The following is a 16747-nucleotide window of genomic DNA, read 5'->3' on the forward strand; positions in this document are numbered from 1 at the left end:
AAACCTTTGGTTCTGCAAAACCAGTGGCTCTGCAAAAAACCTGTGGCGAGGGGGCTTGCCCCCGTTGGACTGCAAAGCAGTCCCCTGATTTGGGGACGCTACGCGACCCAACGGGGGCAAGCCCCCTCGCCACAGGGTCAGTGCTAATCTGCATGGCATCCCGCCCCCGGAGCGCTGACCATGCTCGACAGCCCGACCCGCAAACACCTCGACACGTTGCAACAGGCGATGGCCGATGGCGATTTCATCGTGCTGACCGGCGCCGGCATCAGCACGCCCTCCGGCATACCTGATTACCGCGACAGCGACGGCGTGCGCCGTGGTCGCCAACCCATGATGTATCAGGAGTTCCTCGCTGCCGCCGAATCGCGCCGCCGCTACTGGGCGCGGGCGATGCTTGGCTGGCCACGGGTGCGCCAGGCGCAACCGAATGCGGCGCACGAAGCGCTGGCCGGTTTGCAGCGACATGGCTTGCTGCGCGCCTTGATCACGCAGAATGTCGACACCTTGCACGATCAGGCCGGCAGCCATGACGTGATCGAATTGCACGGCAGCCTGCATCGGGTGGTGTGCCTGGATTGCGGTCAGCGCAGTGAGCGCGATTCGATTCAACGCTTGATGGAAATGCACAATCCCTATCTGGCGGGCGTCGATGCGGTGCAGGCACCGGATGGCGATACCTTGCTCGATCCGGCCTTTGAGGCGCGGTTTCAAGTACCGCATTGCCCCTATTGCGCGGGAGAGCGGATGAAACCGGATGTGGTGTTTTTCGGCGAAAACGTCGCGCAGCCCACCGCCGCCCGAGCAATGGCTGCGGCCGAGAATGCCGCCGGGATGCTGGTGGTCGGCTCGTCGTTGATGGCGTATTCAGCATTTCGCCTGTGCCGGGTGATTGCCGATCGCGGCAAACCGTTGATCGCGATCAACCTCGGCAAGACCCGCGCGGATGACCTGCTCGACCTGAAGATCGAAGCCTCCTGCGAACAACTTTTGCCCCTGCTCGCCCACCACCTGAACGTCCCCCTGTAGGAGCTGCCGCAGGCTGCGATCTTTTGATCTGAACAACAACATCAAAAGATCGCAGCCTGCGGCAGCTCCTACACGGTGGGGTGTGTTTCAGGCGTAGTGTTCCTGTTGGAGGATATCGAACAGCGCTTGCGCCGCTGCCGACAGCTCATTGCCCGGTTCGGTCAGCACGCCGATGGCCCGTTCCACCGAGTCGTTGAGTGTCAGGCAGTGCGCGCCGAGTTCCAGCATCTGTTCGGCGCACAACGCTGGCACCGCGCTGACGCCGAGTCCGCTGGCAACCATTCTGCCGACCGTGGCCAATTGATGACTTTCAAACTCCACCGGCAACTTCTTCCCGCGCGCCTGCAAGTGCTCCTCGAGCATCACCCGCACCGTCGACGGTCGTTGCAAGGTAATGAACGGTTCCTGCAACAAGGTCTGCCAATCGATCTCGTTGCGTCCGGCCAGCGGCGAATCCTTTGGCACCACCGCCACAAAGCGATCCATGTACAACGGCGTAAACGTCATCGAGGTGTTCTGCATCGGTTCGAACGCCACGCCGAGTTCAACCTGGCGATCGCGGACCATTTCCAGCACCTGCTCATTGATCACGTCGTTGACCGTGACGTTGACGTTCGGATAGCGCGCGCGAAAGGTTTTCAGAATCGGTGGCAGCAGGTTACCGGCAAATGACGGCATGGCCGCCAGCGTCACCCGCCCGCGTTGCAGGCTGAAGCGCTGGCGCATTTCGTCTTCGGCGTTGTCCCAGTCGGCGATCAGCCGTCGGGCCAATGGCAGCAGCGATTCGCCTTCCGGGGTCAGCGCGACGTTGCGCGTGTTGCGGCTGAACAGGCGCCCGCCCAAACCTTCCTCCAGCGCCTTGATGGTCAGGCTCAAGGCCGATTGCGACAGGTGCAACCGCTCGCAGGCCACGGCGAAACTCAGACTATGCGCGACGGCGAGGAAGGCGCGGATCTGTTTGATGGTCATACTCAAACCTCAGGACATACCTCTGGGCCATGTAGGAGCTGCCGCAGGCTGCGATCTTTTGATGTTGATTTTAAAGATCAAAAGATCGCAGCCTGCGGCAGCTCCTACAGGGATTCGTCGAATTCGTTCGGTTGCGTTGATTTCGGCGATTGTTGAGTTTTATCTATCAATTAACCTTAAAAATCAACTTAACAAATATATCCTCCAGCGAGACACTCCAACCATTCGGCTAGCCAGCCGCCCGCAAATAATAAAAGAGGTGCATATGGCAGGTTTCGACAAGCGCGTGAGTTCCTACGAGGAAGCCCTGGCCGGGCTTGAGGACGGCATGACCGTCATCGCCGGCGGCTTCGGTCTGTGCGGCATTCCGGAAAACCTGATCGCCGAGATCAAGCGCAAAGGCACCCGCGACCTCACTGTCGTGTCCAACAACTGCGGCGTCGACGGCTTTGGCCTCGGGGTGCTGCTCACCGACCGTCAGATCAGCAAAGTCATCGCCTCCTACGTCGGCGAAAACAAGCTGTTCGAAGAGCAACTGCTCAAAGGCGAAATCGAAGTCATCCTGACCCCGCAAGGCACCCTCGCCGAGAAAATGCGCGCGGGTGGCGCCGGCATCCCCGCCTTCTTCACCGCCACCGGCGTCGGCACCCCGGTTGCCGAGGGCAAGGAAGTGCGTGAATTCAAGGGTCGCAAGTACCTGATGGAAGAATCCATCACAGGCGACTTCGCCATCGTCAAAGGCTGGAAAGCCGACCACTTCGGCAACGTCATCTACCGTCACACCGCGCAGAACTTCAATCCGCTGGCCGCCACCGCCGGCAAGATCACCGTGGTTGAAGTCGAAGAAATCGTCGAACCCGGCGAGCTCGACCCGGCGCACATCCACACCCCGGGCATCTACGTCGATCGGGTCATTTGCGGCACGTTCGAAAAACGCATCGAACAGCGCACCATCCGCAAATAATTCAGGCTGACGGAGAATAAAAACATGGCACTTTCCCGCGAACAAATGGCTCAGCGCGTCGCCCGCGAAATGCAGGACGGCTACTACGTGAACCTCGGCATCGGCATTCCGACCCTGGTCGCCAACTACATTCCCGAAGGCATGGAAGTCATGCTGCAATCGGAAAACGGCCTGCTCGGCATGGGCCCGTTTCCGACTGAAGACACCATCGATGCCGACATGATCAACGCCGGCAAACAGACCGTGACCGCACGCATCGGCGCGTCGATTTTCAACTCCGCCGAGTCTTTCGCGATGATCCGCGGTGGCCATGTCGACCTGACCGTGCTCGGCGCGTTCGAAGTCGACGTCGAAGGCAACATCGCTTCGTGGATGATCCCCGGCAAACTGGTCAAGGGCATGGGCGGCGCGATGGATCTGGTGGCTGGCGCGGACAACATCATCGTCATCATGACCCACGCCTCCAAGGACGGTGAGTCGAAACTGTTGGCCAAATGCAGTCTGCCGCTGACCGGCGCCGGTTGCATCAAACGCGTGTTGACCGACCTCGCCTATCTGGAAATCGAAAATGGCGCTTTTGTCCTCAAGGAACGCGCACCTGGCGTCAGCGTCGAGGAAATCGTCGCCAAAACCGCTGGTAAACTGATCGTCCCGGATCACGTGCCGGAAATGCAGTTCGCTGCCGAGTGAGGAATTCGAAAATGCAAGACGTCGTAATTGTTGCCGCCACGCGTACCGCGATCGGCAGTTTCCAGGGATCCCTGGCCAGCGTTTCCGCGGTGGATCTGGGCGCGGCGGTGATCCGCCAGTTGCTTGAGCAGACCGGTCTGGACGGTGCGCAGGTCGATGAAGTGATCATGGGCCAGGTGTTGACCGCCGGCGCCGGTCAGAACCCGGCGCGTCAGTCGGCGATCAAGGCTGGCCTGCCGCACGCGGTACCGGCGATGACCCTGAACAAGGTCTGCGGTTCGGGTCTCAAGGCTCTGCACCTAGGCGCGCAAGCGATCCGCTGCGGCGATGCCGACGTGATCATCGCCGGCGGCCAGGAAAACATGAGCCTCTCCAACTATGTGATGCCGGGCGCCCGCACCGGTTTGCGCATGGGCCACGCGCAAATCGTCGACACCATGATCAGCGATGGTCTGTGGGATGCATTCAACGACTACCACATGGGCATCACCGCCGAGAACCTCGCCGACAAGTACGAGATCAGCCGCGAGCAGCAGGACGCCTTCGCTGCCGCCTCGCAGCAGAAAGCCGCCGCCGCCATCGAGGCCGGTCGCTTTGTCGATGAAATCACCCCGATCCTGATTCCGCAGCGCAAGGGCGATCCAGTTGCGTTCAAGGTCGACGAGCAACCGCGCGGTGACACCAGCGCCGAATCGCTGGCGAAACTGCGCCCGGCGTTCAAAAAGGACGGCAGCGTCACCGCCGGTAATGCTTCGTCGCTGAACGACGGCGCCGCCGCCGTGATTCTGATGAGCGCGGAAAAAGCCAAAGCCCTCGGTTTGCCGGTGCTGGCGAAAATCGCTGCTTACGCCAACGCGGGCGTTGACCCGGCGATCATGGGCATCGGCCCGGTATCGGCGACCCGCCGTTGCCTCGACAAGGCTGGCTGGAACATCGAGCAACTCGACCTGATCGAAGCCAACGAAGCTTTCGCCGCGCAATCGCTGGCGGTGGCCAAGGATCTGCAATGGGATCTGAGCAAGGTCAACGTCAACGGCGGCGCCATTGCGCTGGGCCACCCGATCGGCGCATCGGGCTGCCGCGTGCTGGTGACGCTGCTGCATGAAATGATCAAGCGTGATGCGAAAAAGGGTCTGGCGACCCTGTGCATCGGCGGCGGTCAGGGTGTGGCTTTGGCGCTGGAACGGGCTTAAGCAAAGGGTTCAACGGAGGGCGGCGGATCCACGACATCCGCCGTTTTTCGGCAACAAAAAACCCGGTGCAGCTTGCGTTGCACCGGGTATTTTTTTTTCTGGATTTTATAGGCTGGCCTTGAAGGCCCCTTCGCGAGCAAGCCCGCTCCCACCTTGAAATGCATTTCCCTGTGGGAGCGGGCTTGCTCGCGAAAGGGGCCAGTCCAGTCAGCACAAAATTTTCAGTCAACCAATTGCAGGATCAACCAGGCATTCGCCCCACTGATCACCACAAACAACCCCCACGCCAACATCCGCGTCGGCAGCCGATTCACAAACGGCCCCATCAGCTGTTGGTCATTGGTCATGCGAATCAGCGGATACAACGCAAACGGCAGTTGCAAACTCAACACCACCTGACTCAGCACCAGCAACTTGCCCACCGCGTTATCGCCCATCAGCCACACGCCGATAAACGCCGGAATCAGCGCCAGCCCCCGGGTGATCAGGCGCCGCTGCCAGCATGGAATCCGCAGGTTGAGGTAACCCTCCATGATCACCTGGCCGGCGATGGTGCCGGTGAAGGTTGAACTCTGCCCCGAAGCGAGCAACGCCACGCCGAACAGTACGCTGGCCAATGCCCCACCAACCAGCGGATCGAGCAAGTGATAGGCGTCCTGGATATCGACCACCTCGGTATGCCCCGACTGATGAAACGCCGCTGCCGCGAGAATCAGAATCGCCGCGTTGACCAGCAATGCCAGCGCCAGCGAACCGATGGTGTCGATGCGCGCCAGCTTCACAGCGTCCTGCTTGCTGGCCAGATCCTTGCCGATCATGCGCGTCTGCACGATCGAGGTGTGCAGGTAGAGGTTATGCGGCATCACCGTCGCGCCGAGAATGCCGATGGCCAGGTACAACGGCGCGGCATCGCTGATGGCTGACAGAGAGGGTTTGAAACCTTGAAAGACGTCCGGCCAATAGGGTTTGATCAGCACCAGCTCAACGAAAAAACACACGCCGATGGTCGCGACCAGCACCAGCATGATCGCTTCCAGTCGGCGGAAGCCACGATTCTGCAGGGCTAGTACCAGCAAGGTGTCGAACGCCGTCAGGGCAATGCCGAAGGTCAGCGAACAGCCAAGCAACAAGTGAAACGCCAGCGCACAACCGAGCACTTCGGCAAGGTCGGTGGCGATGATCGAAATCTCCGCCAACACCCACTGCAAGCGGGCGACCGGCGTGCTGTAGCGTTCGCGCGACAGCTGCGCGAGATCGCGTCCGGTGGCGATGCCCAGGCGCGAACACAGACATTGCACGACCATGCCCGCCAGACTCGCCAGCAACACCACGAACAACAGGCTGTAACCGAAACGCGAACCGGCTTCGATGGCGGTCGCCCAATTGCCCGGATCCATGTAGCCGATCGACACCAGCAAACCGGGACCGGCGAAACGCAGCACGCGCTTGAAGAACGCGGCGTTGGGATCAACCTCGACGCTGCCGGCCACTTCCGGCGGACAAAACGGCGCGGTGGCGATTTTGGGCAAACTGAATTTCACGCACACATCCAGAAACAAGTCGGAAAGATGCAGCTTAGACGTTTCAGTCGCTGGCTAGAAGATCAAAAGATCGCAGCCTGCGGCAGCTCCTACATGGTACGCATTTCAAATGTAGGAGCTGCCGGAGGCTCGGGCCGCGTTCGGACGATCTTTTGATCTTAGCGATTCACACCCAACAACTGCTCCCGCAATTCGGGGCTGCGTGTGCGCGGATCAAGCCAGATATTGAAGAACGCCCGGGCAAACAACGGATCATCGATTTCATGCTGCAACTGCTGACCGACAAAAAACCGCGCGCCCTGCCCCGGCAGATACACCCCGGTAATCCGCGTGCCGGCCTGCACATCGATAAACGATTGCTGCATCTGGATCTGCCAGCCGGCCAGTTGCGCGGGGCTGACGTTGGCGCCGGCCAGGCGTTTGATTTCGTCGACGCTGGCTTTCACCAGGTCATCGCGCGAGATGCTGCGGCGATAAATCAGCTCCAGGGCAAACGGCTGCCCCTCGGCCAACGGTCGCGCGGCACTCCACAGCCGCGCGTTGTACACATCGAAACCGAACACGCTGAAGTCGCCGGAACCGATGATCTGCGCACCGGGCACCGCGTCCTGCCAATTGGCCCACGTCGGCGTCAACAACAAGGCCCACAAGCCGATGCCGCAGCATCCACGCAACACCTTGGGTGTTCTGTTCATCGCGGTAACGACTCCGGCAAGCCCTGATAATCAGAGCATAGCCGGCTTCATCGCTATAGCTTTGTATACAATTTTTGTCTGACAATGCAGCAATCTGCCGGCGGCAATGCTAACGTGGCCCTCACTCGTCCGACGGAGATTTGCGCGTGCTGATTCTCAAACTGCTGCTGATTCCTGGTTTTCTGCTGCTGATTTCCCTCGCTGGCAAGCGCTGGGGACCGAGCGTGGCCGGATGGCTGTCGGGACTGCCAGTGGTGGTCGGGCCGATTCTGTTTTTCCTTGCCATTGAACAGGGCCCACAGTTTGCCGCGCAATCGGCCGTGGCGGCGTTGTCGGCGATGTTCGCGATGATTGCCTTCTGCATCACCTACGCGCAGGTCGCGCAACGGGCAAACTGGCCTTGGGCGCTGGTGATTTCGCTGTCGGTCTGGGCGCTGTTGGCCTTGGTATTGTCGTTGCTTCCGACGTCGCTGCCGTTCTCGATAGCCGCCGCAGCGATCGCCCTGCTGGCGGCGCCGTACCTGTTTCCCGACGTGCAGCCGGTGCTCAGTGGCCCGGCGCCGAAGTCGGACAAACTGATCTGGCGAATGATTGCCGGCGCCGCGTTGACGCTGCTGGTGACCCTGCTGGCCAGCACCGTCGGCGAACGCTGGAGCGGCCTGCTCGCGGTGTTCCCGGTGCTCGGCAGCGTGATGGCGGTGTTCTCCCAGCAAACCCGTGGCCCGGCGTTTACTGCCGTGCTGTTACGGGCAACCGCGACGGGGATGTATTCGTTTTCGGCGTTCTGCCTGGTGGCGGCATGGACCCTGCCCACCCTGGGACTGAGCGGATTCGCGGTCGGCGTGGCCGTCTCCGTGGCCATGCTCGGCGTGACCCGCCAACTGCTGGCCCGGCCGGTGGCGAAACAGCAACAGGCACAGTAACCCTGACGAACCGCGCTGGAGTGACAGCGCGCTGCGTGGGATGATCGCCCGCCTAGCGCGTCCATCCCTCGGAGATTCGAATGTCATTGTTGAGCAAGAAAGCCGTCATCGTGTTGCTGGCGGCCGTCGCCGGTCTCGGCGCCATCAACGCTCAGGCTGCCAAAGCCAAGGAAAAAGCCACGACCGAGCAAGTCTCGCTGCTCGGCGGCAAGTTCACGTTCACTCTGCCTAAAGGCTTCGTGGCTGATCCGTTACCGGCCAGCCCCGGCGGCGCCACCGGCACGATGTACACCAACGAGTCCACCAAAACCGTGGTCATCGCCGCCGAAAACCAGATCGCCGAAGGCCAGAACGTCAAGGACAACGACGGCGAATTCCTCGACGGCAGCGTCGCAAGCTTCATCGAAGACCAGCGCAAAGCCCTGCCGGACTTCAACAAACTCAGCGAAAAAAGCCTGACCCAGAAAGGCACTGGCCTCGGCCTGCGCCAGGTCGACAGCACCGCCACCCAAGGCGGCGGCCAGACCCTCAACACCACGTTGATGGCCGGCTCCGGCACAAAAATGGCGCTGGTTCAGGTGATCTCCCGCGCCAGCGACAAGAAAGGTCACGATGCCTTGGTTAAAACCATCCTCAAGGATTGAGCTGCTGCAACCAGCCATTCAAATCCCGCAGTTCGGCCGCACTGATGCTGTGGCCGACGCCGGGATAAGCGTGGAACTCGGGTTTGTAATCAAGCTTTTGCAGCAAGTCATTGGCCGCGGTGCCGTCGTGATACGGCACACGATCATCGGCGGTGCCGTGGCCGATAAAGATGTGCAGCGGCAGCGGCTGTCGCTCAGCCTTCAACTCGTTTTTCAACACCGGCAACACACGCCCACTCAACGCTGCAATCCCGCCCACCGCCACCGGCGCACGCAAACCAACCTCGTACGTCATCATCGCGCCCTGGCTGAAACCGATCAGGTAGACCTTGTCCGGCGCGGCGTGATACTTCTTCGCCGCCTGCGCAATGAAGTCGCGCAGCTTCTGCCCGCTGGCCTGCAAATCATCCGTCTCGCCGTTGTAAGCGCCCTCGCCCTTCTTGCGAAACCACTGATAGCGATCCTCGCCCAACGACAACGGCGCCTGCACTGACAGATAGTTGTACTGCGCCGGAAGCTGGAATTTCATCCCGATCAGATCCGCCTCGTTACTGCCGTAGCCGTGCAGAAAAATCACCAACGGCCGCGGCTCGGCGTCAGGGTTAACCTGCTCGAGATACTTCAGCGGGAGATCGGATTGCAGCGTGGTTTGCGCCTGGACGGCGGTAGACGCCAGCAGCGTCAGTAGAGCGAACACCTTCAACATAAGCCTTCCTTCACAGAATGCAGGGATTGGGGGGAGCCTAACATTCCGGGGTGGAGATCCAAATATTTGGGGAGGTTGGGGTCGTCATTGCTGGCAGGCCGGTTCCCACAGAGGCAGGTATATATGCGAGGGATTGAGTGGTTGTCAGAGCGCCATCGCGAGCAGGCTTTGCTCCTGCAAAGGCAAGATCAAAAGATCGCAGCCTTCGGCAGCTCCTACATGTGAATCCAGTCCATCCGCCAAAACAGGTCGGCTGTCAGGCCGCCATCGCAGGCAAGCCAGCTCCCACAGGAATTGAGTTCACCCGATAAATTTTCGCATCGCGCCCGCTCTTCACCACTCAACAGGATGAGCGTTAGCTCGGCTGCAGCTCTTGATCTTGATCCATGAGCGACGTCGGAAGGCTTCGTTCCGGGATTGATCCGGGGGGTGGGAGCGCAGCGACCGTTTGGCGCAGCCAAACACAGCGAGAGGAGGTGCAGCGCAGCAAACCGTAGGCGCTGCGCCCGGATCGATCCCGGAGCGAAGGAACCCCGAGCCTTAGCGAGCGGGCCGCACGTAGGAGCAAGCCTTTTTGGTTACTTTTTCGGCGTCTGGAAAAAGTGACCCGCCGTAAGGGCGGAACCCTAAGCAGCCATTACCGCAGCAACGGATATGCACAACGTCAGAAAGAACCCCACCGCCTGACAAAACGCCTTCGCGAGCAGGCTCGCTCCCACATTTGGAACTGGGTACACCCGCCAGAGACTGGTCGGCTATAAGGCCGCCATCGCTGGCAAGCCAGCTCCCACAGGGGTTTGGGGACATTCTCAAAAGCATCAGTCCCGCCGACCTCTACAAGAACCTGGTCGGCCCGAAGGCCGCCACGTTCACTCGGCCTCAGGATCAATCTTGTTCTGAGTCAAATACCGATTCAAAACATCATCCTGCCCAGGCGTAGAAGCGTCCCCCGCCACCTGCCACAAATGCCGCTCGATTCCCTGCGCCACCATATGCCCCACCGCCGCCTCAATCGCCGACAACACACACAACTGCGCCGGCTCATTCGTCGTATAACCAACCTCAGCCTCAAGCAACTTCTTGAACTCGATAAACTTGAAAATCCCCGCACTGCGCGCTACCGAATAAATCGTCTTGCTGGTCATCACATTCGCCAACACCTGCCCGCTACGTACATCCACCGCACGCAAGTTGACGGTCACCTGATCCACCCGATATTCACGCGACAGATCAATCCCCAGATACCGCGCCCCTTCCCCACCGCTGCGAACGTTAGTGTCATAAGCGATGATCCCGCCTTCGAGCATCATGTTCGCCGCCTGCAACGGTGGCAGCTCACCCTGAATATTCACTGGCGTATTCGGCTTCTTCTGCGAGGCGCGAATAATCTTGCGTTCGGTCAACAGGTTCTGCAGCCCTTCGCGTTCCAGCACGACAAACCAGCCACTGGCCTGCATCGCGTCCATCAACATCGACGCCGCGCCCTGGGTCACGCTGGTGGAAAACGAGCTGGCCGGGGTCGGTTTGTACTGCCCGGTCTGGTCACGGAAGCCGTACACCACCGCCATCAGCCGCCCCTTGGGCCGCGGCATCTTCAGCAAGTCGTAATAGGTCGAGGCCCTGGGGGTCAGGGTCGGGGTTTCGGTGTCCTGCTCGGCCGACATCGGCTCACGCAGACTGCACCCTTGTAATGTCGCCAACAGCAGCCCTAGCGCGATTATTCTTTTCATGTCCGTCTCTCCCCGGAACCGTCAGCCCGTCATGGGTTGAGGCCGTTCACCTGAATTTCCGAAACTTCGCCGCTCGCTCGGTCGGTCACCTCAATGGTGAGTGCCCCCGAGTCGTCGACGACGTTGACGATAAAAGCGTCAGTGGACAGGCTCCCCGTGTTGCCGGTGGAGATGTTGTCCAGCAACTGCCCCAGCAGCCGCGATTGCAATTGACTGGTGAAGCGTTCGAGCGCCGACGTGCCGGCCACCGTGGTGCGTTTTTTCAGGTCGGGATCGTCGTAGTCGTTTTGTGCCTGGGCGTTATTGAGCAGCCAGGTGCCGTTCAGCGGGTTGCCGCCGAACGACGGGTTGACCGGCGTGTAGACCAGTTCAGTGGCCTGGACAGCAGTGGCGCTGGCGAGCCCGATCAACAACCCCGAGATCCAGAATCCGCTGCGCCGTGAGAACGTTGTGCTGTTCATAGTTCGTCCTTCTCAAGGTCGGTGGTGTCCTGCAACATGGTTTCCAGCTTGCGCCGGACAACCTCCAGTCGAACCAGATCGGCGGCCTCATAGGCCTCATCCTTCAGTTCCACAGTGTTCGGCGGCAGGAAGCGCCGATAAACCAGGCGTTGCTGATATTCCACGGTCACCAGGCTGCCCCAGCGCGCGTCGGGCCGCTCGCGCACCACCAGGTTGAAATCCATCGGGCTGGTGTCGCGCAGGCGTTCACTGAACGAGTAGTAAAAGTCGTGGCCGATGTGCGAGATCGTGTCGTCGACGATGAAGCCCATCATTTCGTCTTCTTCACCGGCATGGGCGCAGCCCGCCACGACGGTGAGAACCAACGCGCACCACCAGTGGCGAGTCATGGCTGCAACGCCTGCGGCAGATTCGACTGGCCTTTCGCCGGGCCATTGCTGCCTTCGAGAAAGGCTTTCTCGGCGACGAATTGCCAGTCGGAATAACGCTGCATGCCTTCGAAATCCGACCACTGCGTCGGGAAGTCCGCCTGCTTCAACGGCAGCTCGGTCGAAGGGCTATTGAGACCCGTGATGCGCCCATCGAAACCGCGTTGCACTGCCCATTCACCCTGACCGATCGGATCCGGATAGAGCTGACGCAAATGATGTTTCGCCTCGGGAAAACGCTGATCGTCGAGCAGATCGACCAACTCCTTCGGGTACTGCGCCAACCCCGGCGAACTGCGGTAATAGCTGCGCAGCGCCTGAGCGTATTGGGTGCCAACCCAGAGCAACTGACGCTCGCGGTCGCGGCGTGATGCGGTCGACCACAACTCGCCGGCACTGGCCAGGCCCATGCCCATCACCACAATCAGGAACAGCACGCCCAAGTAGGTGAAGCCACCCTGCTGCGCGCGGTTACCACTCGGAATACTGGCTGCCATCACGCGCCCTCCCGGTAGCACCGCTTTTGATGTCGGCCACACCACCGGCAACGCCGTCCGGTGGCGCGATCAGCACCCACTGGTCTTTGCGTTCGGTGATCGGATCGAGTGGCGCGTTGCGCAGATAACGTTGTTCGATCAGTTGCTCGATGGAATCGGGATAACGCCCGGTGTCGCCGTAAAAGTGATCCAGCGCCTCACGCATCGCCGACAGGCTCTGGCGCAAGGTGGTTTCCTTCGACGCTTCGAGGCTGTTGAAGTAGCGCGGCAGCGCGATGGTCATCAGCGTGGCGATGATCGCCATCACCACCATCAACTCCAGCAAGGTAAAACCTTTTTCCCGACGCATGAGATTCACCACTCGCGATAGGCGATGCCGTTGAGGCCCTTGCCACGGGCGTGGGAATAGACGTCGAACACGTCCTCGCCATCGCGCGGGTTCTGAGCCGAACTGTCGTAGGCGCGCACGCCCCAACCCCCACCTTCGTCATTACGTTTGGCCGGCACCAGCGGATCGCGCGGGATACGACGCAAAAAGTAGAACTTGGCGCCTTTGGCACTGCGCACGTCGCGCACGCCTTCGACCAGCACTTTCAGGTTCGGCGGATAGCCGCTGCTGTTCAGTGACTTCTCGATGTAACCGGCATCAAAGGCGCGTTTGTAGGCGTCGATGGCATCGCGAATCTGGTACAGCGCGGCGCGCAACTCCTGCTCCTTGCCACGCCGCACCAGGGTCTCGGTCAGTGGCGCAGCCATGCTCGCCAACAGGCCGATCAGGGCCAGCGTCACCACGACTTCGATCAGGGTGAAACCGCGTTGGCAGGCGTTCATGATCAAGGCTTCTCGACAGTGACGCGGGTGGTGGCCACGGCCGATTCAGCGACGGCACGCGGCTGCGCGGCAGGCGACGGCATCACGTAGCTCTGCGAACGGTCCGGGGCCTGGATGTGCATGCTGGTTTCGGTGCCGGTGGAAAACTCCATGTCCGACGGGCTCTGGTACGGCAGGTTGCGCACAATCCGTGGGGTGATCGACAGCACCAGTTCCGATTTGCCGATGGTGTCTTTGTTGCTGCCGAACAAACGGCCCAACCCGGGAATGTCACCGAGGCCGGGAATCTTGTTGCCGGTGGCGCCGTGATCGTTGCGCACCAGCCCGGCGAGGATTTGCGTTTCGCCATCGTGCAGACGCAGCGAGGTTTGCGCGTTGCGGGTATCGACCTGCACCGGAATCGTGCCCTGGCGGGTCGGTTCGAGCGGCGTGGCGTTACTCACTTCCAGGGCAATCTTGATCGCCACTTCGTTGTTCAGGTGCACGGTCGGGGTTACTTCGAGCTTCAGACCGACATCCAGATACGTCACGCTTTCGGTGATCACCGGCCCCTGTGTCGACGGCACCGAAGTCGCGCTGATGATCGGCACGCGCTGACCGATGTGGATGCGTGCCTGCTCGCGGTTGCTGACGCGAATCACCGGGCTGGCGAGGGTGTTGATGTCGTTGTCCTGCGCGTTGATCTTGGCCTGCGGCGATGGCCCGATCGAGATGCGGTCAGAGTTGATGCCCTTGAGTTGCCCCAGCAGGGTGACCGGAGAACCATCGGTGTTGACCACGCCGAAGGTGCTCGGCCATTGCAGGCCAAGGTCGAGAATGCGCTGGGTGGCGACTTCCATCACCTCCACTTCGAGCACCACTTCGGGGTTGGACTGGTCTTGCGATTGCAGGAGTTTCTCGGCCATGCGCACGGCGTCTTCGGTGTCGCGCATGGTCAGGGTATTGAGTCGTTCGTCGACGAATACGTCGCGGGTCTTGAGCATGGTTTTGACCATGTTCAGCGCGGTGTTGGCGTCGATGCTGGTCAGGTAGAACGTGCGCATCACCAGTTCCTGGTAATCCTTCACTTTCTGCGGCGAATCCGGGTAGATCAGCAAGGTGTTTTCGTTCACCACTTTCTGGTGCAACTGGTTCTGTTGCAGCAGCAGGGTCACCGCGTCTTCGATGCGCACGTCACGCACGAAGATTGTGGCTTTCATGTCCGGGCGCAGGTCTTTGTCGAAGATGAAATTCAGCCCGGCGACCTGCGACAGCACTTCGAAAATGGTCTTCAAGTTGGCGTCACGAAATTCCAGAGTCACTGGCCGATCGAGCTTGGTGCGCAGTTGCGGATACGCAATGACGTTGCGACTCTGCACCAGGCGAATGCTGCCTTGCAGCTCCAGCGCACCTTCGTTGGCCGGATCAAGTTCGAGGATCTGCTTGACCTGACGATCAGCACCGTAGATATCGCCGCGACGCAGGTCGCCACGGGCCAGCTCGAGCTTTTCGTCCATGCTGCGCAGGTATTCCATCTGCTTCAGGGCATCCTGCGCGCGGCGGTTGTTCGGCTCGATGGTCAGCACGCGCATGTACGCGGTGCGCGCCGAAGTAAAATCGCGACGCGAACGGTCGATGTCGCCGGCCGTCAACAACGAAGTGATCGCCTTGGCCCGACCGGTGTTGAGCAACAGGTGCAATTCGGTGTCGCGCGGATTCTCGCGCAGGCCATCTTCGATCCGGGCCAGCCCCGCCTCGTACTGACCCTGATCAATCAGGTCGGCGGCTTCCTTGTTGGCCACTTGCGCGGAACTGCACGCGGCCAGCCCGGCACACAGACCCAGGCTCATCAGCAAACGGCAACGGTTCATTGCGTACTCCCCACAGACAAGGTCTGCGACAAATGCAAAGGCAGGTAGACCAGGCTCAATTCCACATCGGAAATGCCGGTGATCTTCCAGGTGTCGTCGATCACATCCCCGTTGCGCACGACGTAGATCTTTTCGCCGTTCTGCAAAAACACTTGCAGGTCGCTGCGGTCATGCAGCCGCCCGACGAACTGAAACGGCACCGGTGGCAGGCTCGGGGCTTGCACCACTGTTGCGGGATTGACGGCAATTTCGGTGACCGTGGCCAGGGTTGGCGCGGCCTTCCAGCTCTTGGCGGCAAACAGATCGCCGGCCGGGCTCAGGTCCATGATCGGCGCCTCTTTGGCCTTGGCGTTGCTGGCCGGTAGCGCGCCACGGTTGGCGTTTTTTGCCGGCGCGGTCACGCTCACTTCAGCGGAATCGGCGTCTTCGCTCGGCGAGAAATATTCCGGTAACCACGCCAGTGCGGCCGCCACGCCGAAGAACGCTACCCACCCTGTCACGCGCTTGGTATTCATCACGACCTCGACAGGAAAAGGGTCAAACGGATCCGGCCATTGAGGTCGGTGTCGCCAATCTTCTTGCGTTGCAACTCGAGGTCTTCCACCACCACCGCCGGCAACTGGCCGAGCAAGGCGTGCACGAAGCGGCGCAGTTGCGGATAGCTGCCGCGCACTGGCAGGAGGATCTGATAGCGCGCCAGATGGGTTTTCGGGTCGACACCGAGCGCATATTCGCCGCGCGCCAAAGTGATGTGTTCCTGGGCTGCGAGGGCGTAGATGCGGTCGATGGCGACCGTGGCTTGCGGCTGCGCCGGCAGTTTGTTGCGGAAGTCGTCGAGCTGACGTTGCGGCACCACCGGCGGCGCAATGCTGCCGTCTTCAACCTTGGCCAGATACTCGGTAGCTTCCTGAGTTTGCTGGCTGAGGTGCTGCAACGATTGCCAGCCCGGCAGCAAACCGCCAAGCGCCCAAGCCACGGCGATCAGCAGCAGTGCCAGCCCGGCCAGGCCCGGAATGCCGAGGCCTTGCAAGTATTCGTGGACGATCAGTCTAGGGATTCGCATCGCCCATCTCCCAGGTCGCCGACAGGTTGAATTGCACCGGTTGTTCCGGCGATTTGACGACGATCTCGTGGCTCAGCAGCGACACGTCGGACAGCTCGTCGCTGGCTTCCAGACGTTTGTGGAAGTCGAGCATCGCTTGCAGATCCCGCGCTTCGGCGCTGATCCGCACTTGGCCTTTGCGTGCATCCGGAGTGAGGCTCAGCAGTGCGACGTCATCGCGCGGCATCGCTTCGAGCATGGCGAACAGGCGTTCCCACGGCCGGCGCAGTTGCTGCGAAACCTTGCGCATCTCGGCGAGGTTTGCTGCTTGCTCGCGGATTTGCGCCGGGCTCAGGGTGGACTTGGCGCCGCTGTCGCCAGTGAGCTGGCGCTGAGTGGTTTGCAGGTGGCCTTGTTGCTGTTCGGTGTGCGCGTCGAGGTGCTGTTGCACGCCGAAGCACAGCAGCGCCAGCAGCACGCCACCACCGAGCAAACTCCAACCCAATGGGCCGGAACGTGGACGTGGCTGGAAGTCGAGATTGAGCGCACGCATC

The 16747-nt window shown here is 60.9% G+C and carries 20 protein-coding genes; 6 read left to right on the forward strand and 14 right to left on the reverse strand.

The genetic code is table 11. The features are described 5' to 3' along the window. The first annotated feature begins 180 nt into the window (after nucleotides 1-180). The gene (locus tag C2E19_RS18810; protein WP_129394561.1) at nucleotides 181-1029 is read left to right on the forward strand and encodes an NAD-dependent protein deacetylase; all 849 of its coding nucleotides are present in this window, start codon (nucleotides 181-183) and stop codon (nucleotides 1027-1029) included. Nucleotides 1030-1116: 87 nt separating this feature from the next. Here the strand turns inward: C2E19_RS18810 and C2E19_RS18815 are convergent, their stop codons facing one another. Beyond that, the gene (locus C2E19_RS18815; RefSeq protein WP_129394562.1) at nucleotides 1117-1998 is read right to left on the reverse strand and encodes a LysR family transcriptional regulator; all 882 of its coding nucleotides are present in this window, start codon (nucleotides 1996-1998) and stop codon (nucleotides 1117-1119) included. 265 nt (nucleotides 1999-2263) lie between these two features. On the opposite strand from C2E19_RS18815, the gene C2E19_RS18825 reads away from it, so the two are divergent. The 3 genes from C2E19_RS18825 to C2E19_RS18835 are packed head-to-tail and all read left to right on the forward strand — an operon-like array spanning nucleotide 2264 to nucleotide 4845. Further along, nucleotides 2264-2962, forward strand: a complete 699-nt coding sequence (locus C2E19_RS18825) for a CoA transferase subunit A (RefSeq protein WP_129394564.1) — start codon at nucleotides 2264-2266, stop codon at nucleotides 2960-2962. Nucleotides 2963-2986: 24 nt separating this feature from the next. Further along, nucleotides 2987-3652: a CoA transferase subunit B gene (locus C2E19_RS18830; RefSeq protein WP_129394565.1), complete on the forward strand. Its 666-nt coding sequence runs from the start codon at nucleotides 2987-2989 to the stop codon at nucleotides 3650-3652. Between the two features lie 11 nt (nucleotides 3653-3663). Further along, nucleotides 3664-4845 (forward strand): acetyl-CoA C-acetyltransferase, encoded by a 1182-nt coding sequence (locus C2E19_RS18835; protein ID WP_129394566.1) that lies wholly within the window; start codon nucleotides 3664-3666, stop codon nucleotides 4843-4845. 221 nt (nucleotides 4846-5066) lie between these two features. Here the strand turns inward: C2E19_RS18835 and C2E19_RS18840 are convergent, their stop codons facing one another. Together C2E19_RS18840 and C2E19_RS18845 are read right to left on the reverse strand one after the other, a co-directional pair. Next, entirely contained in the window at nucleotides 5067-6386 is a 1320-nt protein-coding gene (locus C2E19_RS18840; RefSeq protein WP_129394567.1) for an Nramp family divalent metal transporter, read from the reverse strand. Between the two features lie 158 nt (nucleotides 6387-6544). Further along, on the reverse strand, nucleotides 6545-7081 hold the full coding sequence (locus C2E19_RS18845) for a chalcone isomerase family protein (RefSeq protein WP_129394568.1): 537 nt from the start codon (nucleotides 7079-7081) through the stop codon (nucleotides 6545-6547). 146 nt (nucleotides 7082-7227) lie between these two features. Between C2E19_RS18845 and C2E19_RS18850 the strand changes: the two genes are divergently transcribed. Then, entirely contained in the window at nucleotides 7228-8004 is a 777-nt protein-coding gene (locus C2E19_RS18850; protein ID WP_129394569.1) for a hypothetical protein, read from the forward strand. Between the two features lie 80 nt (nucleotides 8005-8084). After that, nucleotides 8085-8648, forward strand: coding sequence for a hypothetical protein (locus C2E19_RS18855; RefSeq protein ID WP_129394570.1), 564 nt, complete (start codon nucleotides 8085-8087; stop codon nucleotides 8646-8648). On the opposite strand, the gene C2E19_RS18860 is transcribed toward C2E19_RS18855, so the two are convergent. The 11 genes from C2E19_RS18860 to C2E19_RS18910 all read right to left on the reverse strand — a co-directional run bounded on the left by C2E19_RS18860 (nucleotide 8638) and on the right by C2E19_RS18910 (nucleotide 16746). Continuing rightward, complete coding sequence (locus C2E19_RS18860; RefSeq protein WP_129394571.1) at nucleotides 8638-9354, reverse strand: alpha/beta hydrolase; 717 nt, start codon at nucleotides 9352-9354, stop codon at nucleotides 8638-8640. The two genes, C2E19_RS18855 and C2E19_RS18860, sit on opposite strands and share 11 nt — an antisense overlap. Nucleotides 9355-10223: 869 nt before the next feature. Next, a complete protein-coding gene (locus C2E19_RS18865; RefSeq protein WP_129394572.1) occupies nucleotides 10224-11084 on the reverse strand; it encodes a CsgG/HfaB family protein in 861 nt (286 codons plus the stop codon). A 29-nt stretch (nucleotides 11085-11113) separates the two neighbouring features. After that, nucleotides 11114-11545 (reverse strand): curli assembly protein CsgF, encoded by a 432-nt coding sequence (locus tag C2E19_RS18870; protein WP_129394573.1) that lies wholly within the window; start codon nucleotides 11543-11545, stop codon nucleotides 11114-11116. Then, nucleotides 11542-11934, reverse strand: a complete 393-nt coding sequence (gene csgE / locus C2E19_RS18875) for a curli production assembly/transport protein CsgE (protein ID WP_129394574.1) — start codon at nucleotides 11932-11934, stop codon at nucleotides 11542-11544. The genes C2E19_RS18870 and csgE overlap by 4 nt, the downstream gene beginning before the upstream one ends. Then, the gene (locus C2E19_RS18880; RefSeq protein ID WP_129394575.1) at nucleotides 11931-12470 is read right to left on the reverse strand and encodes a type II secretion system protein; all 540 of its coding nucleotides are present in this window, start codon (nucleotides 12468-12470) and stop codon (nucleotides 11931-11933) included. Before C2E19_RS18880 ends, csgE begins: the two co-directional genes overlap by 4 nt. Next, nucleotides 12445-12819 carry a type II secretion system protein gene (locus C2E19_RS18885; protein ID WP_007919395.1) on the reverse strand — a complete coding sequence of 125 codons (375 nt, stop codon included), beginning with the start codon at nucleotides 12817-12819 and terminating at the stop codon, nucleotides 12445-12447. Before C2E19_RS18885 ends, C2E19_RS18880 begins: the two co-directional genes overlap by 26 nt. A 5-nt stretch (nucleotides 12820-12824) precedes the next feature. Beyond that, a complete protein-coding gene (locus tag C2E19_RS18890; RefSeq protein WP_129394576.1) occupies nucleotides 12825-13301 on the reverse strand; it encodes a type II secretion system protein in 477 nt (158 codons plus the stop codon). A gap of 2 nt (nucleotides 13302-13303) precedes the next feature. After that, entirely contained in the window at nucleotides 13304-15151 is a 1848-nt protein-coding gene (locus C2E19_RS18895; protein ID WP_129394577.1) for a secretin N-terminal domain-containing protein, read from the reverse strand. Further along, a complete protein-coding gene (locus C2E19_RS18900) occupies nucleotides 15148-15666 on the reverse strand; it encodes a hypothetical protein (RefSeq protein WP_129394578.1) in 519 nt (172 codons plus the stop codon). The genes C2E19_RS18895 and C2E19_RS18900 overlap by 4 nt, the downstream gene beginning before the upstream one ends. Next, nucleotides 15666-16214, reverse strand: a complete 549-nt coding sequence (locus C2E19_RS18905; protein WP_129394579.1) for a GspMb/PilO family protein — start codon at nucleotides 16212-16214, stop codon at nucleotides 15666-15668. The genes C2E19_RS18900 and C2E19_RS18905 overlap by 1 nt, the downstream gene beginning before the upstream one ends. Then, nucleotides 16201-16746, reverse strand: coding sequence for a PilN domain-containing protein (locus C2E19_RS18910; RefSeq protein ID WP_034152599.1), 546 nt, complete (start codon nucleotides 16744-16746; stop codon nucleotides 16201-16203). The genes C2E19_RS18905 and C2E19_RS18910 overlap by 14 nt, the downstream gene beginning before the upstream one ends. Nucleotide 16747: the final 1 nt, after the last annotated feature.

It is taken from the genome of Pseudomonas sp. DTU12.3 (assembly GCF_004124275.1).
Lineage (GTDB): Bacteria > Pseudomonadota > Gammaproteobacteria > Pseudomonadales > Pseudomonadaceae > Aquipseudomonas > Aquipseudomonas helmanticensis.